22 protein-coding genes are annotated in these 17,977 nt (G+C 66.1%); 14 read left to right on the top strand and 8 right to left on the bottom strand.

The window, feature by feature from the left end; translation table 11 throughout:
* Positions 1-475: 475 nt before the first annotated feature.
* Positions 476-646 (bottom strand): hypothetical protein, encoded by a 171-nt coding sequence (locus QH196_RS22630; RefSeq protein ID WP_280417824.1) that lies wholly within the window; start codon positions 644-646, stop codon positions 476-478.
* A 202-nt stretch (positions 647-848) separates the two neighbouring features.
* Between QH196_RS22630 and QH196_RS22625 the strand changes: the two genes are divergently transcribed.
* Both QH196_RS22625 and cutA read left to right on the top strand, forming a co-directional pair.
* Positions 849-1,664, top strand: coding sequence for a sigma factor-like helix-turn-helix DNA-binding protein (locus QH196_RS22625; RefSeq protein WP_280417823.1), 816 nt, complete (start codon positions 849-851; stop codon positions 1,662-1,664).
* A 439-nt stretch (positions 1,665-2,103) separates the two neighbouring features.
* Positions 2,104-2,493 carry a divalent-cation tolerance protein CutA gene (gene cutA, locus QH196_RS22620; RefSeq protein ID WP_280417822.1) on the top strand — a complete coding sequence of 130 codons (390 nt, stop codon included), beginning with the start codon at positions 2,104-2,106 and terminating at the stop codon, positions 2,491-2,493.
* Between the two features lie 9 nt (positions 2,494-2,502).
* Here cutA and QH196_RS22615 read toward each other — a convergent pair whose 3' ends face one another.
* The 3 genes from QH196_RS22615 to QH196_RS22605 form a co-directional block, all read right to left on the bottom strand.
* Positions 2,503-2,790, bottom strand: a complete 288-nt coding sequence (locus QH196_RS22615) for a GNAT family N-acetyltransferase (protein WP_280417821.1) — start codon at positions 2,788-2,790, stop codon at positions 2,503-2,505.
* Between the two features lie 59 nt (positions 2,791-2,849).
* Positions 2,850-4,208 carry an FAD-binding oxidoreductase gene (locus QH196_RS22610; RefSeq protein ID WP_280417820.1) on the bottom strand — a complete coding sequence of 453 codons (1,359 nt, stop codon included), beginning with the start codon at positions 4,206-4,208 and terminating at the stop codon, positions 2,850-2,852.
* A 196-nt stretch (positions 4,209-4,404) separates the two neighbouring features.
* Positions 4,405-5,415 carry an NAD(P)/FAD-dependent oxidoreductase gene (locus QH196_RS22605; RefSeq protein WP_432278226.1) on the bottom strand — a complete coding sequence of 337 codons (1,011 nt, stop codon included), beginning with the start codon at positions 5,413-5,415 and terminating at the stop codon, positions 4,405-4,407.
* 158 nt (positions 5,416-5,573) lie between these two features.
* Between QH196_RS22605 and QH196_RS22600 the strand changes: the two genes are divergently transcribed.
* Complete coding sequence (locus QH196_RS22600) at positions 5,574-6,047, top strand: GtrA family protein (RefSeq protein WP_280417818.1); 474 nt, start codon at positions 5,574-5,576, stop codon at positions 6,045-6,047.
* Between the two features lie 98 nt (positions 6,048-6,145).
* Here the strand turns inward: QH196_RS22600 and QH196_RS22595 are convergent, their stop codons facing one another.
* Genes QH196_RS22595 through QH196_RS22585 form a run of 3 tightly spaced genes read right to left on the bottom strand, consistent with a single transcriptional unit; the run spans position 6,146 to position 8,127 of the window.
* On the bottom strand, positions 6,146-6,787 hold the full coding sequence (locus QH196_RS22595) for a Type 1 glutamine amidotransferase-like domain-containing protein (protein ID WP_280417817.1): 642 nt from the start codon (positions 6,785-6,787) through the stop codon (positions 6,146-6,148).
* A 1-nt stretch (position 6,788) separates the two neighbouring features.
* Positions 6,789-7,625 carry a maleylpyruvate isomerase family mycothiol-dependent enzyme gene (locus QH196_RS22590; protein ID WP_280417816.1) on the bottom strand — a complete coding sequence of 279 codons (837 nt, stop codon included), beginning with the start codon at positions 7,623-7,625 and terminating at the stop codon, positions 6,789-6,791.
* Positions 7,626-7,677: 52 nt separating this feature from the next.
* Positions 7,678-8,127, bottom strand: a complete 450-nt coding sequence (locus tag QH196_RS22585; protein WP_280417815.1) for an HIT family protein — start codon at positions 8,125-8,127, stop codon at positions 7,678-7,680.
* A 274-nt stretch (positions 8,128-8,401) separates the two neighbouring features.
* On the opposite strand from QH196_RS22585, the gene QH196_RS22580 reads away from it, so the two are divergent.
* The 7 genes from QH196_RS22580 (at position 8,402) to QH196_RS22550 (ending at position 14,765) form a co-directional block, all read left to right on the top strand.
* Positions 8,402-9,535, top strand: a complete 1,134-nt coding sequence (locus tag QH196_RS22580; protein ID WP_280417814.1) for a Re/Si-specific NAD(P)(+) transhydrogenase subunit alpha — start codon at positions 8,402-8,404, stop codon at positions 9,533-9,535.
* Entirely contained in the window at positions 9,535-9,855 is a 321-nt protein-coding gene (locus QH196_RS22575) for an NAD(P) transhydrogenase subunit alpha (protein ID WP_033244390.1), read from the top strand. Before QH196_RS22580 ends, QH196_RS22575 begins: the two co-directional genes overlap by 1 nt.
* A 3-nt stretch (positions 9,856-9,858) precedes the next feature.
* Entirely contained in the window at positions 9,859-11,277 is a 1,419-nt protein-coding gene (locus QH196_RS22570) for an NAD(P)(+) transhydrogenase (Re/Si-specific) subunit beta (protein ID WP_280417813.1), read from the top strand.
* A gap of 83 nt (positions 11,278-11,360) precedes the next feature.
* Positions 11,361-11,810, top strand: a complete 450-nt coding sequence (locus QH196_RS22565; protein WP_280417812.1) for a nitroreductase family deazaflavin-dependent oxidoreductase — start codon at positions 11,361-11,363, stop codon at positions 11,808-11,810.
* 41 nt (positions 11,811-11,851) lie between these two features.
* The gene (locus tag QH196_RS22560; RefSeq protein ID WP_280417811.1) at positions 11,852-13,030 is read left to right on the top strand and encodes a DUF5925 domain-containing protein; all 1,179 of its coding nucleotides are present in this window, start codon (positions 11,852-11,854) and stop codon (positions 13,028-13,030) included.
* Positions 13,031-13,249: 219 nt separating this feature from the next.
* Positions 13,250-14,200 carry an AraC family transcriptional regulator gene (locus QH196_RS22555; RefSeq protein WP_280417810.1) on the top strand — a complete coding sequence of 317 codons (951 nt, stop codon included), beginning with the start codon at positions 13,250-13,252 and terminating at the stop codon, positions 14,198-14,200.
* Between the two features lie 130 nt (positions 14,201-14,330).
* The gene (locus QH196_RS22550) at positions 14,331-14,765 is read left to right on the top strand and encodes an acyl-CoA thioesterase (protein ID WP_280417840.1); all 435 of its coding nucleotides are present in this window, start codon (positions 14,331-14,333) and stop codon (positions 14,763-14,765) included.
* Positions 14,766-14,787: 22 nt separating this feature from the next.
* On the opposite strand, the gene QH196_RS22545 is transcribed toward QH196_RS22550, so the two are convergent.
* Positions 14,788-15,108 carry a hypothetical protein gene (locus tag QH196_RS22545; RefSeq protein WP_280417809.1) on the bottom strand — a complete coding sequence of 107 codons (321 nt, stop codon included), beginning with the start codon at positions 15,106-15,108 and terminating at the stop codon, positions 14,788-14,790.
* A 406-nt stretch (positions 15,109-15,514) separates the two neighbouring features.
* On the opposite strand from QH196_RS22545, the gene QH196_RS22540 reads away from it, so the two are divergent.
* From QH196_RS22540 to QH196_RS22525, 4 genes are all read left to right on the top strand, one after another.
* Positions 15,515-16,027 (top strand): hypothetical protein, encoded by a 513-nt coding sequence (locus QH196_RS22540; RefSeq protein WP_280417808.1) that lies wholly within the window; start codon positions 15,515-15,517, stop codon positions 16,025-16,027.
* The gene (locus QH196_RS22535) at positions 16,009-16,179 is read left to right on the top strand and encodes a hypothetical protein (protein ID WP_280417807.1); all 171 of its coding nucleotides are present in this window, start codon (positions 16,009-16,011) and stop codon (positions 16,177-16,179) included. The genes QH196_RS22540 and QH196_RS22535 overlap by 19 nt, the downstream gene beginning before the upstream one ends.
* Positions 16,180-16,263: 84 nt before the next feature.
* Complete coding sequence (locus QH196_RS22530) at positions 16,264-16,662, top strand: hypothetical protein (protein WP_280417806.1); 399 nt, start codon at positions 16,264-16,266, stop codon at positions 16,660-16,662.
* A 16-nt stretch (positions 16,663-16,678) separates the two neighbouring features.
* A complete protein-coding gene (locus QH196_RS22525) occupies positions 16,679-17,782 on the top strand; it encodes a hypothetical protein (RefSeq protein ID WP_280417805.1) in 1,104 nt (367 codons plus the stop codon).
* Positions 17,783-17,977 lie beyond the last annotated feature (195 nt).

The raw sequence follows: 17,977 nt of genomic DNA, 5'->3' as shown, positions 1-17,977 counted from the left end.
GAGTCGTGCCCGGTTCATCCGGCAAGGGGCTTCGAAACGAACAAGGGGGGTGCGATGCCGACGGGGGCGATCCGGGTGCCCGACCACGGGCATGGAGTGTGGTTGTCGCGTGGGTGATCGCAGATGTGGTGATCGTGGACGGCTACCCGCGGTCCGGGACACAGGCCTGGACAGGAGAGGGAAACCACCGGGCCGGTGAGGTTTTTGCGGGTGAACAGGCGTAGGTGGCGGAGTTTGATCCACGGGCCGCGGCCGCAGGAGCAGCGGGGACTGTCGGTGACCAGCGTTGCGACCCATGGGCATTCGCCGGGGACGTTCCTCCAGTGGTCGGCTATCCGCCCGTTCTCGATGGTGGTGCCGTGTAGGCAGTGCCGCGTTTCCGGGCAGCGGAAGCGGCCGGAAGTGGCTGTCGTGCAGAGCATTCCGCGGTGAATCCAGGGCTCGTTCTCGCAGTGGCAGACCGGCGTCGATGCGTTCATCGGTTGTCCTGCACGGTGTCGCCGGAAAAGGTGCGTTGCGGATGGCGGGGTAGTGCGCGCAACCCGGCGGCTACGCGGGTCAGGATTGCCGGGTCGGTGCATTCACCGAGGCGCCACAGCCGCAGTGTCGCGGCAATGGCACGGTTGGCGGGGGCTCTGGTGGGCAAGCGGGGACGATCATGGTTCATCGGGTGACCTCGTATGTTCGTCGGGCCCGCATACCGCGAATCGGTGCACGGGCGATCATGCCGTGATTTATGCTTCCTAAACCGGTGGATCAGGGTGGACCGCAGAACATTTAGGGGGGATAAACCGAGATGTTACGTCGACCCGCTGATGTGGTCAAGTCGGTATCTCTAGACTCAGGGCGTGGGTGGCACAAGCGAGTTCGAGCAAGTCCGTTCCGAGCCGGATCCGATACAGCGCGGGCGGCGGGCGACCGAACTGATCACGCTCTACCAGCAGCGAGCCGCCGAACTGGCGCGCCTGCGCAAAGAGGCGATCGAAGAGGCGCACCGAAAAGGACTGAACTACACCGAGATAGCTGAACTGCTCGGGATCACCAAAGGCCGGATCAGCCAGATCAAGTCGGGTGCGCCACCGGCCGAGCGCGCCTTCTTCGGTGTCGGGCCGGTGACGGTCGGGATCCCCCGGCGTGACGCCGGGGCGGACGATGCCGTCGACGCGAGCGACCGCGCGGCCCGCCAACTCGTCGAAAAGGTCCTGGCGCGCCTGTCACTCGCCTCGTCACGATTCGAGATCGCCCCCGACGCCGAGGATGTTCCGGCAGGGGACACGGTGGTGATCGGCGACCCCGGCTCCGCTCCGGTGGCGCAAGAACTACTCGCCGCCGACGAGGCATTGAGCCTCGAAAAGACCGACGGCGAATGGTGTCTCGTCGACAAGGCCACCGGGCTCCGGTACACCGCCCCGGCGGCGGGTGAGCCGGGACCCGATATCGGTTTCCTCGGCCGCCGCGAGGAGGACGGTCGCGTTATCGTCCAGATCGCGGGCGTGACGAGCGCCGGATCGCACGGGGTCGCGCATTGGCTGGACAGCAATGTGTCCGGGCTCTACGAGCCGGCAGCGCGCTCGGTCAGTGCGATTGTCGAAAGTGATGTCGATACCGATCTTGCGGTCACCGACAGCCGCGCGGTCGCGGGGCCGTACACAACCAGAGGTTGACCAGTACTTCGCCCGGGCATTTCGGACTGTTGGCTTCGGGGCCCGGTGTGTTGCGAAATCTGGGGAGTCGCATCACGGGAGAATGTGCGGTGAGCCGTGTATTCTGGGGCAGTCACGTGAGTGATGCTGGCGGTGGGACGCCGCTGCTACGGCGCCCCACCTGGTGGGTTGTTATCGGGCTCGCATCCAGCGGACCAGTACGAGTGCCCCGGCGATTACGGCAGCTACGCCAATGCAGATGCCATAGTCGACCGGGGCCTCACACTTTTTCCGGCGATGTGTCGCCATCCCCACCACCTCCTTCCTGGGCGCGGAGTGAGGACCTGGACCTCCGCCCCTCGGAATGAGGTGGGCTCACAGTACATCAACGCTTCGACAAGCTGTAACTCGCTGGTGCCGGGCAGTTTTCGCCGATGGCGAGCTCGGGTCGGCAGCGTCGGTGGCGCGGGTCGTTCAGCGTGGGCTCACCGCGCGGGACCCGCTGCGCTGGTGGATCATGGACGCCGTGAGCGATAGCGATCTTGTGGACGTCACCGTCAGCGGACCCGACGAAGAATGGCTGGCGGAGTTCACCCGGCGGTTGGTAACCGACAGGTTGGCGGCATGCGGGAACATCCACCCCGAGGTCCGGTCCATCTACCGGTGGCAAGGCGAGGTGGAGGATGCGTCCGAGGCCGTGGTGGTGCTGCACACCCGGGCATCGCATGTCGACGCGATCATCGAGCGCGCCAATTCCGAGCACCCGGATGAGGTGCCGCAGGTTGTCGCGGTGCCGGTGACCGGCGTGAACCCTGCGTATGGGGAGTGGATTCTGGCCGAGACCAGCTGATCAGCCGCCTCAGCGGTGGACGAGATCGGCGTACTCCGGATGTTTGCCGATGTATTCGTCCACGTACCAGCAGGTGGCGGTGACCGAACAGCCCGCCGCGCGGCTTTCGTCGAGCGCGTACTTCACCACCTGTGCGGCCACCCCGCGTCCTCGGAACTCGGGGAAGGTGATCGTGTGATGGAAGTTGCGGACCTTCGGGCTCTCGGTTTCCGCGTAGTCGGCATAGCCGGCCAGGGAGCCGTCGAGATAGATCTCGAAACGGGTATCGGCCGCATTGTGTCGGAGTTCGGTGCTCACCTCTGTTGGAACGGCCGCCCGTGCCGGGTTTGTTCCTGAAGGTGGTGATCCGGGCGCTGTCAGAGGACGGCGCCCGGGTTGAGGATCCCGTGCGGGTCGAGCGCGTCCTTGATCCGGCGGGTCAGCGCCATCACATCGGGGCCGAGCTGATCGGGTAGCCAGGCCTTCTTCAACCGCCCGACCCCGTGTTCTCCGGTGATGGTGCCGCCGAGGGTGAGGGCCAGGTCCATGATCTCGCCGAACGCGCGGTGCGCACGTTCGGTTTCGCCGGGGTCGGCGGGGTCGTGGACGATCAACGGGTGGGTGTTGCCGTCACCCGCGTGCGCGATCACCGAGACCAGGACGTCGTTGCGCCGGGCGATCTCGGCGACACCGGTGACCAGGTCACCGAGCCGGGGGAGCGGCACCCCGACATCTTCGAGCAGCAGCCGGCCGATCCGCTCGACCGCCGGGATCGCGAAGCGGCGGGCCGCGGTGAAAGCCTCGCCCTCCTCGGCATCGGCGGTTTCGAAGACCTCGGTCGCGCCGGCGGCCCGGCAGGCCTCCAGCATCACGCGGGCCTCCTGGGCGGCGTGTTCGCCGGGAGCGTCGGACCGGGCGACCAGCAGTGCCGCGGCATTGCGATCCAGTCCCATCCGCATTTCGTCCTCCACCGCGTTGATCGCGACGGAATCCATGAATTCCAGCATGGCGGGCCGCAGGGCGCCGGTGATGGCGAGGATGGCTTCGGTGGCGGCGGTGAGTGTCGCGAACGAGGCGACCACGGTGCATTGCGCGGGTTGGGCGGGCAGCAGGCGCAGGGTGAGCTCGGTGATCACACCGAGCGTTCCCTCGCTGCCGACGAACATCTTGGTCAGCGACAGTCCCGCCGAATCCTTCAACCGCGGCCCACCCAGCCGCACCACGCTGCCGTCGGCCAGTACGACTTCCATACCGAGGACGTAGTCGGTGGTCACGCCGTATTTCACACAGCACAGCCCGCCCGCGTTGGTGGCCGCGTTACCGCCGATGGAGCAGATCTCGAAGGAAGAAGGATCCGGCGGATACCACAGCCCGTGCTCGGCCGCCGCCCGCTTCACCTCGGCGTTGAAGAGCCCGGGCTGGACCACAGCGGTCCGGGTGACCGGGTCGATCCGGATATCGCGCATCCGCTCGGTGCTCAGCACGATCCCGCCGTCGAGCGCGGTCGCCCCGCCGGAGAGTCCCGAACCGGCACCGCGCGGAACCACCGCAACCCGGTGCTCATCGGCCCAGCGCAGGGTTTCGCGCACATCGGCGGTCCCGGTGGCCCGGACCACGGCGGCCGGTGTTCCGGCGCCGGGGTCCAGGGCGCGGTCCTGCCGATACCCGGCGACGATATCGGGGTCGGTGATCACGGCACCGGCGGGCAGCCGGTCGGTCAATGCGCGCAGGTCCACGCTGCCAACGGTAGCGCTCGGGCCCGGATCACACGGCCCACATCCGTACCTTCGGGTCTTCGCCGCCGGGTTCCAGGAGGTGTCCGCCACCGGGGCCCACTCCGTTCGCGTAGCGCGGGGACCGCCTGCGGCCGGTTCACGGGCTCGGGTGAGGGGAGCCGTGGTTCACGGGTCCGATTCAGCGGCCGGAACCGCCTTATGCGAGCCGGGCGTCAGCGGGCTCGTCGATTGCGGAACCGCGGGCGGCAACTGCCGTGCGGATCTCCTCTTCGACGAGGTCCGCGTTTATCTGCGCCCCGGCCATCGCGCCCGCTGCGGCGGCTGCGCCGACCTGTGCGGAGATATCGGTGACATTGCCTGCCGCCCATACTCCGGGTACTTCGGTGCGGCCGGTCGGGTCGGCCGGAATGTAGCGGCCGGCGCCGGTGGGGTGGTCGATCGCGGCCAAACCCAGATCGTCGAGGAAACCCGCTCGCGCGACCATCCGTGTTCCGACAGCGACAACATCCCGGGCGACGACCGTTCCGTCGGCGAGACGCAGACCGGTGATCCCGTCGCTGCCCGTCTCGACGGCGGTGACTTTCCCGGTCACCACGCGGATACCGCGTGCCGCCAGCCGTTCGGCGTCTTCGGCGGTGGGCTCGGGGCCGTCGTGGGTGAAGAAGACGATATCGTCGCTGAGCTGGCGGAACAGTTGCACCTGGTGCATCGCCATCGGGCCGGTGGCCAGCAGGCCGATCGCCCGGTCGCGGACCTCCCAGCCGTGGCAGTAGGGGCAGTGCACGACATCGCGACCCCAGCGTTCGCGCAGGCCGGCGATATCCGGGAGCTCGTCGGTGAGTCCCGTGGTGATCAGCAGGCGCCGGGCCCGGACGCTGCGCCCGTCGGCCAGGTCGATCGCGAATCCGTGGTCGGTTCGGGTGGCCCCGGTGATTTCTCCCGACACCACGTGCCCGCCGTAGCTGCGTACTTCTGCACGGCCGCGCGCCAGTAGCTCCGCGGGCGGCATCCCGTCGCGGGCCAGCAGTCCGTGCACTCCGTCGGCGGGGGCATTGCGGGGTTCGCCCGCGTCGATCACCGCTACCGTGCGACGGGAGCGCGCCAGCATCAGCGCTCCGTTCAGTCCGGCCGCGCCGCCGCCGGCCACCACCACGTCGTAGTCGTTGTCCAGCGAATCGTTCGCCAGTTGTTCGGTCACCTCGACCACCTCCTCCGCACCGACTATCCAGAACGAGGACGATATCGGCAAGTAAATTTGCCGAAACGACAAACCGCCGTGGTTGGGTGGGGGCACCCTGACGATCGCGAGCTCGTGGTTTGCCGAGTGCTCACCTCTCCGTCACCTGCCCCTGCGACGCTGGCCGGGTGCAGGAGGCGGCGACGACAACGGAAACGTGGGCGAGCCGGTTCGCCCGGTGGTGTGCGGCGGTGGTCGCGCGGCTGCCCTGGGGCCTGGACCGGATCGTCGCGCCGACCTTCCTCGGCTTCGCGTTGATCAACAGCTTCACCTTCGGCGTCGATCTGCTGATCCTGACCGGTATGCGCAGCGGGCTCGGTCTCCCGGGCTGGTTGTCGGTGACGGTCGGCTATATCTGTGCTTTCGCGCTGGCCTTCTACCTCAATCGCACCCTGAATTTCCGGTCGCACGCACCGGCCGGGCGGCAAGCGGTGGTCTACACCGTCGTGGTGGTGATCAACTACCTGGCGTTCATCCTGGGTGTGGGTGCGGGTCTCGCGGCGCTGGGTGTGCAGTACCACCTCTCGCGACTACTGGCGGGTGCGTGCGAAGCCGTGTACATGTACTCGGCCATGCGCTGGGTCGTTTTCCGCCGCAGCTGAATTCGGCATGTGCACATCCATTCCCTACCGGTCTGTGGTGTTCGGGTACTGCTGCTGTCGAGGCGCGTTACGCGCGCCCGCGAAGGGAGCGGATCGAATCAGCGTGTGTAGGACTGTATTTCGGTACCGGTTCGGACGACGACATCGGCATCGGTGAGCGCCCAATGCGGGGTGCCGTCGGCGCGCAAGCGGGCGGCGAGGGCATTGCCCGTACCGTCGGGGTCGGTGGGGGAGTCGAGATGCGGGACGATCGGCCGGTCGATCAATCCGAGTCCCTCCCACACCGGGTCGATACCGCAGGTCGGCGCCACTTCCCCGGGGTCGTCGGAGGTTTCCAGCCCGTGCAGGTGCGGTCCGAGCAGGCAAGCGCCCGCGCTGTAACCCGCGTACAGGAACGAATCCGCGGCGAGCAGTTCCGGGATCACGGTGTCCGCGCCGCTGCGCGCGAATTGGGCGCGGAGTACGAAGGTGTTACCGCCGCGCACCCACAGCACCGGGAACCGGGACAGGGTCCGGCGCAATTCGTCCGGACGGCCGATGTATTCGCGCAGATCCACCTCCTGTGGGGTGAAGCCCAGGTTCCGCAGCGGCACCAGTTCGCTGGTCACCGCCGCCGTGCGTGCACCTGGCCAGGAATCGCAGGCGTTGGCGATCACCGCGATCGGGCCCGGTGTGCCGGCGAGTTCGGCGAACCGGTCGTAGTGTTCGCCGAACCGGTAACTGGCCAGGAAGAGTCGCATTTCAGATGGTGAACGCCAGGTTCCGGGCCAGCTGCCGGCCCAGTTCGGCATCGCCGTGGAAAGTGATGCGGTCCAGCGCGGTTTCGGGGTCGAGGCGTCCGCCGCCGAGCCGCACCAGCAGACCCGAATCCAATTCCAGTGTCACCGTGGCCTCTCGATCGGGAGCGGTCACGTAGGCGGCGCGGTCATCGACCTCTATATGCAGTGTCCGCGCGAGAGGCCCCGTCAACCGGAGGGTGATCAGTGAACCGGCCGGTGCGCCACCGCGTTTCGCGAGTACCCGCGGCAGCGACTGGGCGAACTCCGTGAACGCCACCTCGCCACGCGCACCGCCCTCCTCGACCCGCACGCCCAGTGCGTCGGCGATATCGAGTTCGTGCATCCAGCAGTCGAACAACCGGACCCGCATGAACCGCGCATAGGGCACCTCGCCGACCGGGGACTGCGAGGGTGCCAGCCACGCCTGATCGTCCATGGCGGACAACGCTTTCCGGCGCCGATCGATCACCTCGTGGTACATCTGCAGCAGCTCCGTACCCGACAGCGGCCGCAACCGCTGCAACCAGATCTCGTTCAACGCCCCGATATCGTTGCGGACGTGCGGCAATGTCTTGACGTCGATATCGGGTGCCTGTGCGGCGCGGGCCGGCGGCTTATCGCCGAGCAGCAGCGATTCGGTGCCGACGATATGGCCGATCACATCGAAAACCGTCCAGCCGGGCAGGGGTGACGGTATCCGCCACCGGTCCTCGTCGAGCCCGCCGACCAGGTCGGCCAAGGCATCGAACTGGTCGGACAGCAGCCGGACGAGTTCGGGGCGGTCGGGGAGATCGGACATGGGCGCTGCCTTCCGTGGGCTGAGTGCTGGGCAATTCGGTGCGAAAACCGGGTCAGCCGGTATCTGTTTCGGTGGCGGTGTCCAGTGCGGCCAAACCGGCGCGGAGCGCGGCCGCGACCCGCTCCGGCTCATGCGAGCGGCGCAGTACCAGACCGGACGCGAACCGGAACTTGTCACCGTGTGTGCGGGGGAGGACATGCAAATGCACGTGGCCGACGGTTTGGAACGCCGCCTTGCCGTCGTTGATCAGCAGGTTCGCGCCGTCGGCGGCGAATGCCGGACCCTGTACCGCCCGCGCGATCCGATGCCCGACCCGGAACAGTTCGGCACCGGTTTCCGCGGCGAGTTCGGACAGGTCGGTGGCGTGGCGCTTGGGGATCACCAGGGTGTGCCCGCGGGTGATCGGCCGGATATCGAGGAACGCGCAGACGGTGTCGTCCTCGTAGACCCGGTGGGCCGGCGCGGCACCCGCCACGATCCGGCAGAAAACGCATTCGCTCACAGGGCGACTCTACGGCGTACGGCCCGGGCGGGCCCGGTGGCCGGGTGGAATTAGCAAACTTTTCAGACCTGCCGGAACGGTTCCCTCGTTGACCGTTCTGAACAGCATTTACCGATGCGAAGGTAGTGGGCCCCGCGGTGCGGATGTGACGGGCATCTCAGCTAATCTCACTTCCGTCGATGTACGGTGGCGAGGATTTCGGGCGGGGTGTTCACGAACACCCCGCCCGGCGCCGTAATCGGCGGCCGGAACAGTAGGAGAGGGAAACAGACAAGTGGAGACAACGCAGACCGTGAGCGATTCGTCGCCACGCGGGGCGCGTGTCGGTGTCGTTCGCGAAACCGCCGCGGGCGAGCGGCGGGTCGCCCTGGTGCCGAAGATCATTCCGGCCCTGGTGAAACAGGGCGTGGAGGTCGTGGTCGAAGCCGGAGCCGGACAGGGCGCGCTCATTCCCGATACCGCCTACACCGAGGCCGGTGCCACCATCGGTGATGCCTGGTCGGCCGATGTGGTCGTGAAGGTCGCACCGCCCACCGATGCCGAGGTCGCGAAACTGGCCGCGAACCAGACTCTCATCGGGTTCCTGGCGCCGCGCAATGCCGACAACCAGATCGACGCGCTGAAGAAGAAGCAGGTGCAGGCGTTCGCCGTCGAAGCGATCCCGCGTATCTCGCGCGCCCAGGTGATGGACGCACTGTCCTCGCAGGCCAATGTCGCCGGATACAAGGCCGTTCTGCTGGCGGCGTCGGAATCGACCCGCTTCTTCCCGATGCTGACCACCGCGGCGGGCACGGTGAAACCGGCGACGGTGCTGGTGCTCGGTGTCGGTGTCGCGGGCCTGCAGGCGCTGGCCACGGCCAAGCGGCTCGGTGGCCGCACCACGGGGTACGACGTGCGGCCGGAGGTCGCCGATCAGGTGCGTTCGGTCGGTGCCCAGTGGCTCGATCTCGGTATCGACGCCGCCGGTGAGGGCGGGTACGCCCGCGAACTCACCGATGAGGAGAAGGCGAAACAGCAGCAGGCCCTCGAAGACGCGATCAAGGGCTTCGACGTCGTGATCACGACCGCGCTGGTGCCGGGCCGTCCCGCGCCGCGCCTGGTGACCGCCGCCGCGGTCGCCGGAATGAAACCGGGCAGCGTGATCGTGGATCTGGCCGGTGAAACGGGCGGCAACTGCGAACTCACCGAACCCGGCGAAACCGTGGTCAAGCACGAGGTGACGATCTGTTCGCCGCTGAACCTGCCCGCCACCATGCCCGAGCACGCCAGCGAGCTGTATTCGAAGAATATTTCGGCGCTGCTGGAACTGATGCTCGCCGACGGGCAGCTGGCTCCGGATTTCTCCGATCAGGTGCTGGCCGATTCCTGCGTCACCCGTGACGCCGAACCGACAACGAAAGCCGAATGATGTACAGCGAGCTACTGGCGAATATCGCCATTCTGGTGCTCTCCGGATTCGTGGGTTTCGCGGTGATCTCCAAGGTCCCCAATACCCTGCACACCCCGCTGATGTCGGGCACCAACGCCATCCACGGCATCGTCGTGCTGGGTGCGCTGGTCACCCTGGGCCGGATGGAAGACCCCTCGATCGGGGTGCAGATCATCCTGTTCGTGGCCTTGGTGTTCGGAACCCTGAACGTGATCGGCGGTTTCGTGGTGACCGACCGGATGCTGGGCATGTTCAAAGGTAAGAAGCCCGGCGCGGGTGCCGAGAAGGCAGGTCAGTGATCCATGGACAATCTGGTCGATATCCTCTACATCCTGTCCTTCGCCCTCTTCATCTACGGCCTGATGGGGCTCACCGGCCCCAAGACGGCGGTCCGGGGTAACTGGATCGCCGCGGGCGGTATGGCCCTCGCGGTGATCGCCACGCTCATCGCGGTCCGCGATACGAGCAACTGGATCCTCATCGTCGCGGGCCTGGTGGTCGGTGTGGCACTCGGTGTGCCGCCCGCCCTGCGCACCAAGATGACCGCCATGCCGCAGCTGGTGGCGGCGTTCAACGGTGTCGGTGGCGGTACGGTCGCGCTGATCGCGTGGGCCGAATTCATCGACACCACCGGGTTCTCCACCTTCCATCACGGTGAGGAACCGACGGTGCACATCATCGTCGGCTCGCTGTTCGCCGCGATCATCGGTTCGATCTCGTTCTGGGGTTCGCTCATCGCGTTCGGCAAATTGCAGGAGATCCTGCCCGGTAAACCGATCGGCCTGGGCAAACTGCAGCAGCCGGTGAACCTGCTGCTGCTGGTGGCGGCGATCGCCGCGGCGGTGGTGATCGGTCTCGGCGCGTCCGACGGCGGCGTCACGCAGTGGTGGATGGTCGGGCTGCTGCTGGCCGCGGGTGTGCTGGGCCTCATGGTCGTGCTGCCCATCGGCGGCGCCGATATGCCGGTGGTCATCTCGCTGCTGAACGCCCTCACCGGGCTGTCGGCGGCGGCGGCCGGTCTCGCGCTGAACAACACCGCCATGATCGTGGCCGGCATGATCGTCGGCGCGTCCGGCACCATCCTCACCAACCTGATGGCCAAGGCCATGAACCGTTCCATCCCGGCCATCGTCGCCGGTGGATTCGGTGGCGGCGGTGCGGTCGCGGCTGCCGGAGGTGGTGAGCAGAAGCAGGCCAAGGCCACCTCCGCCGCCGACGCCGCGATCCAGATGGCGTATGCCAACCAGGTGATCGTGGTCCCCGGCTACGGTATGGCCGTCGCCCAGGCCCAGCACGCCGTGAAGGAGATGGCGGCATTGCTCGAAGCCAAAGGTGTGGAGGTCAAATACGCCATCCACCCCGTGGCCGGCCGGATGCCCGGGCATATGAACGTGCTGCTCGCCGAGGCCGAGGTGTCCTACGACGCCATGAAGGAAATGGACGATATCAACGGCGAATTCGGCCGCACCGATGTCGCCCTGGTGATCGGCGCCAACGACGTCACCAACCCCGCCGCCCGCGAGGATTCGGCCAGCCCGATCTACGGTATGCCGGTCCTCAATGTCGATCAGGCGAAATCGGTGATCGTGCTGAAACGTTCGATGAACAGCGGTTTCGCCGGTATCGACAATCCGCTCTTCTACGCCGACCACACCGCCATGCTCTTCGGTGACGCGAAGAAATCGGTGGGTGCGGTCACCGAGGAACTCAAAGCGCTGTAAGCGCGCGAATTCCGGCGGCCCCGGCGCGCGTTCGGTCGCACCACCGAGCGTGTGCCGGGGCCCTTTGCTGTTAGCGTCGACGAATGGCGGATCTCGGCGTAAAACTGTTGCGTACTCGCTGGTTCGTACGGGCCCCGATCTGGGCGTTCCGAGCCCGGCTCGGCTTTCTCTTCGGGGGCCGCCTACTCCTGCTGGAGCACACCGGTCGCACCTCGGGAAAAGCGCGGTATGTCGCACTCGAAACAGTGGACCGTCCCGACACCGACACCGTGATCATCGCCTCGGGCTTCGGCGAGACCTCGCAGTGGTACCGCAACCTGCTGGCCGGCCCGCACTGCCGGGTGAGCATCGCCACCCGCTACCGGGTGCCCGCGGTGGCCCGGCCGCTGGAGCCTCAGGAGACGGCCGTGGTGCTGGCCGACTACCGGATCCGGCATCCGAAGGCCTACCGGAAATTGAGCGGCATCATCGAGCAGGCCACCGGCAGGGGGATCGAGACGGTACCGATGGTCGAGTTGGCCCTCGGCTCCTGAATCCTGAGCGTCGATGATGTGCCGTCGACAAGGGAAAATATGTGGACGGTGTGGTAACCGCGGGCGGATCATGGTCGGCGATGCCCGAACGCAACGAACCACTTCGCCTGATCGAATTCGATCCCACCACCGCCGACCCTGCCGACGCTTTGCCCTGGTCGGCTGTACTCGACTCGTATTCCACGCCCCGAGACCTGCTCGACATGCTCACCCTGAGCCTCTTCGGCCGGGGCGTGCAACCGTACTACCGCAAGAAACAGCTGGATCGAGTGCGACCCGACGCCCTGCTGCGGCCGCCGGGCTCGCAGGTCTCGCGGTCGGTCGTCGAAGCCGATGCGCAGTCGACCCTGGTGCTCGGCGAGGGCTGGACCCTGCGTGCCGATCGCTGGGCCGATAAATCGGCGACACTGGAAGTGGTCGCGGTGAGCGACGAGCTGGCCGAACGTATCGTCACCGAATCGGTCCGCGACGCAGAACAGCCCGCCCCCACCGACCTGACCGCGGTGAAAATGGGCTTCTGGCATCAGGGCGACCGCGGAGCGACCCGGCGTGCCCTCGCCGTCACCACCCCCGAATGGCCCGAGATCCGGGGTAACTACAGCGGCCCCGTCGCGGGTGCGCTGGATCGGTTGATGGCGATGCAACCGGCCGATATCCGCGGCCGGTTGCTGCTCCTGCACGGCCCGCCCGGCACCGGTAAGACCACGGCCCTGCGTTCCCTCGCCCGGGCGTGGTCATCCTGGTGCCAGGCCGACTGTGTACTCGACCCGGAGATGCTGTTCGCCAAACCCGGCTACCTGATGCGGGCCGCGATGGGCGCCGAAGGCGAGGACGACGAATCCGACCGCTGGCGGCTGCTGATCCTGGAGGACTGCGACGAGCTGATCCACGCCGAAGCCAAATCCTCTTCGGGACAGGGGCTTTCCAGGTTGCTCAATCTCACCGACGGAATGCTGGGGCAAGGCCGTGACGTACTGGTCGCCATCAGTACCAACGAGGACCTGTCCCGGCTGCACCCTGCTGTGACCCGGCCCGGGAGATGCCTGGCGCAGGTGGAAATCGGCAAGCTGACCGCCACCGAGGCGCGGACCTGGCTGGGCGATACGCCTGCCGATATTCCTGCTGCCGGAGCCACGCTCGCCGAACTCGCCGCACTCCGGGACCGGGCCGAAAGTATCGCGGTGCGCACGGAATACACCGAGGGCGGGATGTATCTGTAGCGAACTCTGCCGAGCTTCTGTATCGGCCTGACCGGCGCGCTCACGCTGCCGACCCGGGCACAACGCTCGAAGCCGGTTTCCGGCGATGATGTTGTGGCACGGCTGCCGCAAGATTCCGGGACGGCGAACCGCAGATGCGCCGCCTCGTCCCGGTCGGCGCCGGTGTCGCCGTGAACGAGGCCGTAGCCCCCGGCGCTTGTGCAGATTATGGTTGGCGGAGTGGATGCATTGGCTGCACTGCTGGAGGGCCCGCGAGCCCGGGGTGCGTTCGTGCTGCGGTCGATGCTCCGCCCGCCGTGGTCGCTGCGGATCCAGGACGAATCGCCGCTGACGCTCGTCGCCGTGGTCCGGGGGTGGGCGTGGGCGCTCACCGCCGACGGCGAGCAGCGCCGGGTCGAGGCCGGGGATGTCGCGGTGTTCCGGGGGCCGCATCCCTATACCGTCGCGGACGATCCCGCGACCGAACCGCAGATCCTGATCAACCCGGGACAGGTCACCACGACTCTGGACGGTGAAGTGCTCTGCGAGACGATGAGTCTCGGGGTACGGCAGTGGGGTAACGATCCGGACGGGGAAACGGTGTTCGTTACCGGCTCCTACGAATATGTCGGCGCGGTGAGCCGGCGCCTGCTGCGTGCACTACCGCCCATGCTGGTGTTGCCGCGCGGCCGTTCCGACGATCGGCTGCTCGGCCTGCTGACCGACGAAACCGTCAAGGACCTACCCGGCCAAGGCGTAGTGCTGGACCGCCTGCTGGACCTGCTGCTCATCTCGACCCTGCGTACCTGGTTCTCCGGCACCGAGGCCCCACCGTGGTACCACGCCTACGGCGACCCACTGGTGGGGAAGGCCCTGCGGCTACTCCAGCACAACCCCGCTCACCCCTGGACCGTGGCCGCGCTGGCCCAGGAAGTCGGGTCCTCACGGGCCGCGCTGGCCCGCCGGTTCACCGAACTGGTCGGCGAACCACCCATGGCATTCCTCACCGAATGGCGTCTCGACCTGGCCGCCGACCTGCTACAGGGCACCGAGGACACGGTCGAGGCCATCGCCCGCCGCGTCGGGTACGGCAGCGCGTTCGCCTTGAGCACGGCGTTCAAACGACATTTCGGTGTCAGTCCGCGGGAGCACCGGGCCGGCGGTTCTGCCGCGGTTTCCTCGGCCAGTTGATTCGTATCCGCCCCACGGCCGGGACCGTGGCGGGAGGCCGACCGTGGCACGGGCGTCTCGCGCCCGGCCGGGGTCGGTCAGAATCGTCTCGGCGGCGCTGCCCGCCGACCGACCCGGTATCGTCGCCCGGGTGACGACGCAGTATCCGGTGCTCTGGCCGGTGCCCACCCGATGGGCCGATAACGACCACTACGGGCACGTGAACAACGTGACCTATTACGCGTACTTCGATACCGCCGTCAATGCGTGGTTGATCGACGCGACGGGCACCGATATCCGTGAGTTACCCGCGATCGGGATCGTCGCGGAAACCTCCTGCCGGTTCCACGCCTCGCTCAGCTTCCCCGACAAACTGCAGGTCGGCCTGCGAATCGCCCGCCTCGGCCGCTCCAGCATCACCTACGACCTGGCGATCTTCCGGGAAGCCGGACAGGACCTGGAACTTGCTGCCACCGGCACCTTCGTCCATGTCTACGTGGACGAGGAGACGCGTAAACCGGTCGAGATCCCCGAGGTCATCCGTAGCGCGGCCCGGGCACTGGTCACCGAGGCCCCGGGAACCTAGCGCGCTGTCCGGTGTCGCGGGCTCAGGCGCGGCGGACATCGCAGCGACGTACGGCGACGATATTGGGCACACCGTCCCGACCCTGCCCGTGTCCGGACAACAGATCGCGCCAACCGGGCCACGCGCCGTCGCTACCGCGGATCTCCACCAGTCCGAAGATCAACTCGCCGACGCTCGAATGCACCGTTTTCGGCAGCAGGATCCGGTTCCCTACGATGACGACAATGGGTATCAGCATCGCCGACGAGCCGACGGCCGGTGAGAACCCCAACTTCGCCACTAGTATGAGCAGTACCGCGAGAGCTGCGAAGAAAGAGCCGAACTGCAGGACGAAGTCGCCCAACCCGGCAAACGTACTGCGTAGATTCCGTGGCGACGGGTACCGCGTATCCCCGTCCGTCCCATGGTGTCTCGGCAGGAAATCGGCGTACCGGTCAACCCGAAGGCATCCCCCAAACTCATCGGTCGATCATGACACACCTTCCGCGGTCGTGACACGATCGAGAATGCGGCGGCAGCGCCGTCTCGGCGGTGCTCCCCGTCGACCGACCCGGTATCGTCGCCCGGGGTCGGATTCAAAACCTCCAGGGCGCGATGGAACCGGATGGTGTTCGGCAGCGTCGGTTATGGGTGATGGATCTGTTGTCGAAGTGGAGGGGGCCGAGGTGGGTTGGTCGTTTACGCGGGTGGAACGCGGAAACTGCTGCCACGTAACCGGTTCGGCCGCACTGTTCGGTGGGGTGTGCTGAGTGGGTATCGAGATCCCCGAAGCCTTGCAGTGGGTTTGCAAATACGTCGTCGGGGCCGGAGATTGGCCCGAGGGTGACGATACCGCGATGCGGCGGGTGGAGACAGCGTGGGTGACGCTGGCCGCCGACCTTCAGGAAATCGGTCCGGACGCCAACCATGCGATCGATCAGGTGCTGGCCGCGATCGAGGGTGACACAGCACAGGCGATCTCGGATCGCTGGACCGACCTAGGGCACGGCCAGGGCGCGTTCGACGGCCTGATCAAACATATCGAAACGTTGGGTGACGAGATCGGCGACGGGGCGGCCGATATCGAGCACACCAAATTGGTGATTCTGGCCAGTTTGGCGATATTCGCAGTCGAGATGGCCATCCTTCTGGCGGCCGTTTCCACCGGTGTCGGAGCACCGGCCGCGGGTGCAAAAGCAGTGGTGGCCCAAACCGCGCCCGTATCGCGGTCCGCACCGCGATCAAACAACTCCTGCAACGGCTGGTGTCGAAGGCGGCGTTGAAAGCCGCGGCCCGCGCCGGTGTGCGTGGCGCTTGGGCCGCAACTTTGGAAGAAACCGCACTCGATCTCGGCATCAAGGCCGTCCAGGTCGCGGCGGGGCGTCGCGACGAGATCGCCATGGATGATCTCACCGAGGCGGCAAGAACGCGCTGACCGCGGCCGCTACCGGCGCATACGACCGAGATGAGCCCGGCATTTCGCGGGGAGAACACGGCGGGGGTCGTGTGGGATACGGCAGTGGAGTACGTGGACGAAAACGAAAGAGAGCAGTACAGGCTAACTGTGGTGGACGGATTGATCTACGATTCGCACGGAGAATTGTTCGATACGACCGACGCGGAATCCGAAACTCCGCATAGTGGTGGCCGCGCAATATTCGTAATGGATGGGGAAGGCAATCTGTATGCCTCTAACAGTCATGGGCAGGGACGGTTTCATCATTCAAGTTTTCTGGCTGGAGAACCGGTCTCCGCGGCTGGTGAGCTAGTTGTGATTAATGGCGAGCTGCAACTCTTGAACGATTCGAGTGGGCACTATCAGCCCATGCAAGCGTATACATTGCAGGCTGCTCACCATCTGCGAAACCTGGGCGTACAAATCACCCTGGATCAAATAAATATGCGCGCGTTCTACTGATCATTGGAGGATGTAAGTGGTTAGCCCCTGGGCCGGTGTGGTCAACATTATCATTCACGGTGTTCATTCCCGCGAACTCGATGACAGTCTTGCGGATGCGGTGGCAAAGGATCTGCTCCGCCGGCCTATAGGAACCAAGACCCAGGAGGAGCAATACCAGATACTCGCTGATGGTATCCGCCAAGGGTATCCCGTGCCGACCACTCTCCCTACCACGCACAGCGCGGAAGATATGGGAGCATTCGTCGCCGAGGTCGTCCAGCGAATGGACGACGCCAGGCCCTGGCCGGTGTTGCCCTACCTCCTGCTGCCGCGTGAGGCTGTCGTAGATTTTCTGCGGTCCGGGCATCCTGTGGCGCGTATACATGCCTCATTTCATGCGGTAAGCAATGCGCTGAGACGAATTTTCTATCATGACAAGGAATACGGTGTCTATTTGCCTCTCCGGTTGAGGTCCGGAGCGGCGGTGTTGCTGGTTGCGGACTACTGGGAGAATAGCTCGGACGTTCTGTTGATCACAACGAACCAAACTGTTCCTGCCCACGAGATCGTGAGGGAACTGGTCGACGGCTCCGAGCTCGACCGGAAACAGATCCGGCTGGTTATTTCTCCCGAAGAAATCGAATATGAAAACATAGTCTATGACACCACGCCGTTGCAGCCCGAATTTCGGGGTGAACATATCCTGGGTAATCCGGTGTGGGGTAGCACGGCCGTCGACTACCTCACTACCGAGAAGGCTGCCTCATATCGGCTCTTTGCGAACCACGGAGTGGTCTACCGGAACAACGACCACACGCAACCGTTCGATACCACCCAGGCACGGACTCTCTGGACTCCCGATGGCGGCCGCGCGATATTCGTCATGGACGCCGATGGCCACCTCTACTCTTCCCCGGAACATATCCTCGGCCGCTTCCATCACTCCAGCTTCCTGGCGGGGCAACCCGTCGCCGGTGCCGGCGAAATCCAGGTCGTGCAGGGCCGCGTCCAGCTTCTTTCCGACCACAGCACTCACTACCGTCCCGCGCGGCGATTCACTCGGCAGGTAGTCGACAGCCTGCGCCGGCAGGGTATTCCGTTCGATGACAGGGCGATCGAATACCACTACCCAGAATGATCAGTTCGGCGGCAGGGGACTGAATCTGGTGAACGCAGGCTGGAGGCACCGGTCGGGGGTGGTCGATCAGTCGAGCGAGACTCCGATCGCTCGCAACTGCTGTGCTCGTTCGGGGGTGAGTCTGCCTTCCGTACGGTTACGTTCGCCAATTGGCTGACCTCGGCCGGCTGTCTCGTCCGAGCGGCCATGATTTCC

The organism is Nocardia carnea, from assembly GCF_029868325.1.
Taxonomy (GTDB): Bacteria; Actinomycetota; Actinomycetes; order Mycobacteriales; family Mycobacteriaceae; genus Nocardia; species Nocardia carnea_C.
The sequence above is the reverse complement of the archived record's forward strand: the minus strand, read 5'-3'. Positions and strand labels throughout refer to the sequence as shown.

Bases quoted from the DNA above. Each gene is read 5' to 3' on its own strand.
- QH196_RS22590 (WP_280417816.1), bottom strand. From the start codon at position 7,625: ATGTCCGATCTCCCCGACCGCCCCGAACTCGTCCGGCTGCTGTCCGAC.
- QH196_RS22575 (WP_033244390.1), top strand. From the start codon at position 9,535: ATGTACAGCGAGCTACTGGCGAATATCGCCATTCTGGTGCTCTCCGGA.
- QH196_RS22595 (WP_280417817.1), bottom strand. From the start codon at position 6,787: ATGCGACTCTTCCTGGCCAGTTACCGGTTCGGCGAACACTACGACCGG.
- QH196_RS22565 (WP_280417812.1), top strand. From the start codon at position 11,361: ATGGCGGATCTCGGCGTAAAACTGTTGCGTACTCGCTGGTTCGTACGG.
- QH196_RS22570 (WP_280417813.1), top strand. From the start codon at position 9,859: ATGGACAATCTGGTCGATATCCTCTACATCCTGTCCTTCGCCCTCTTC.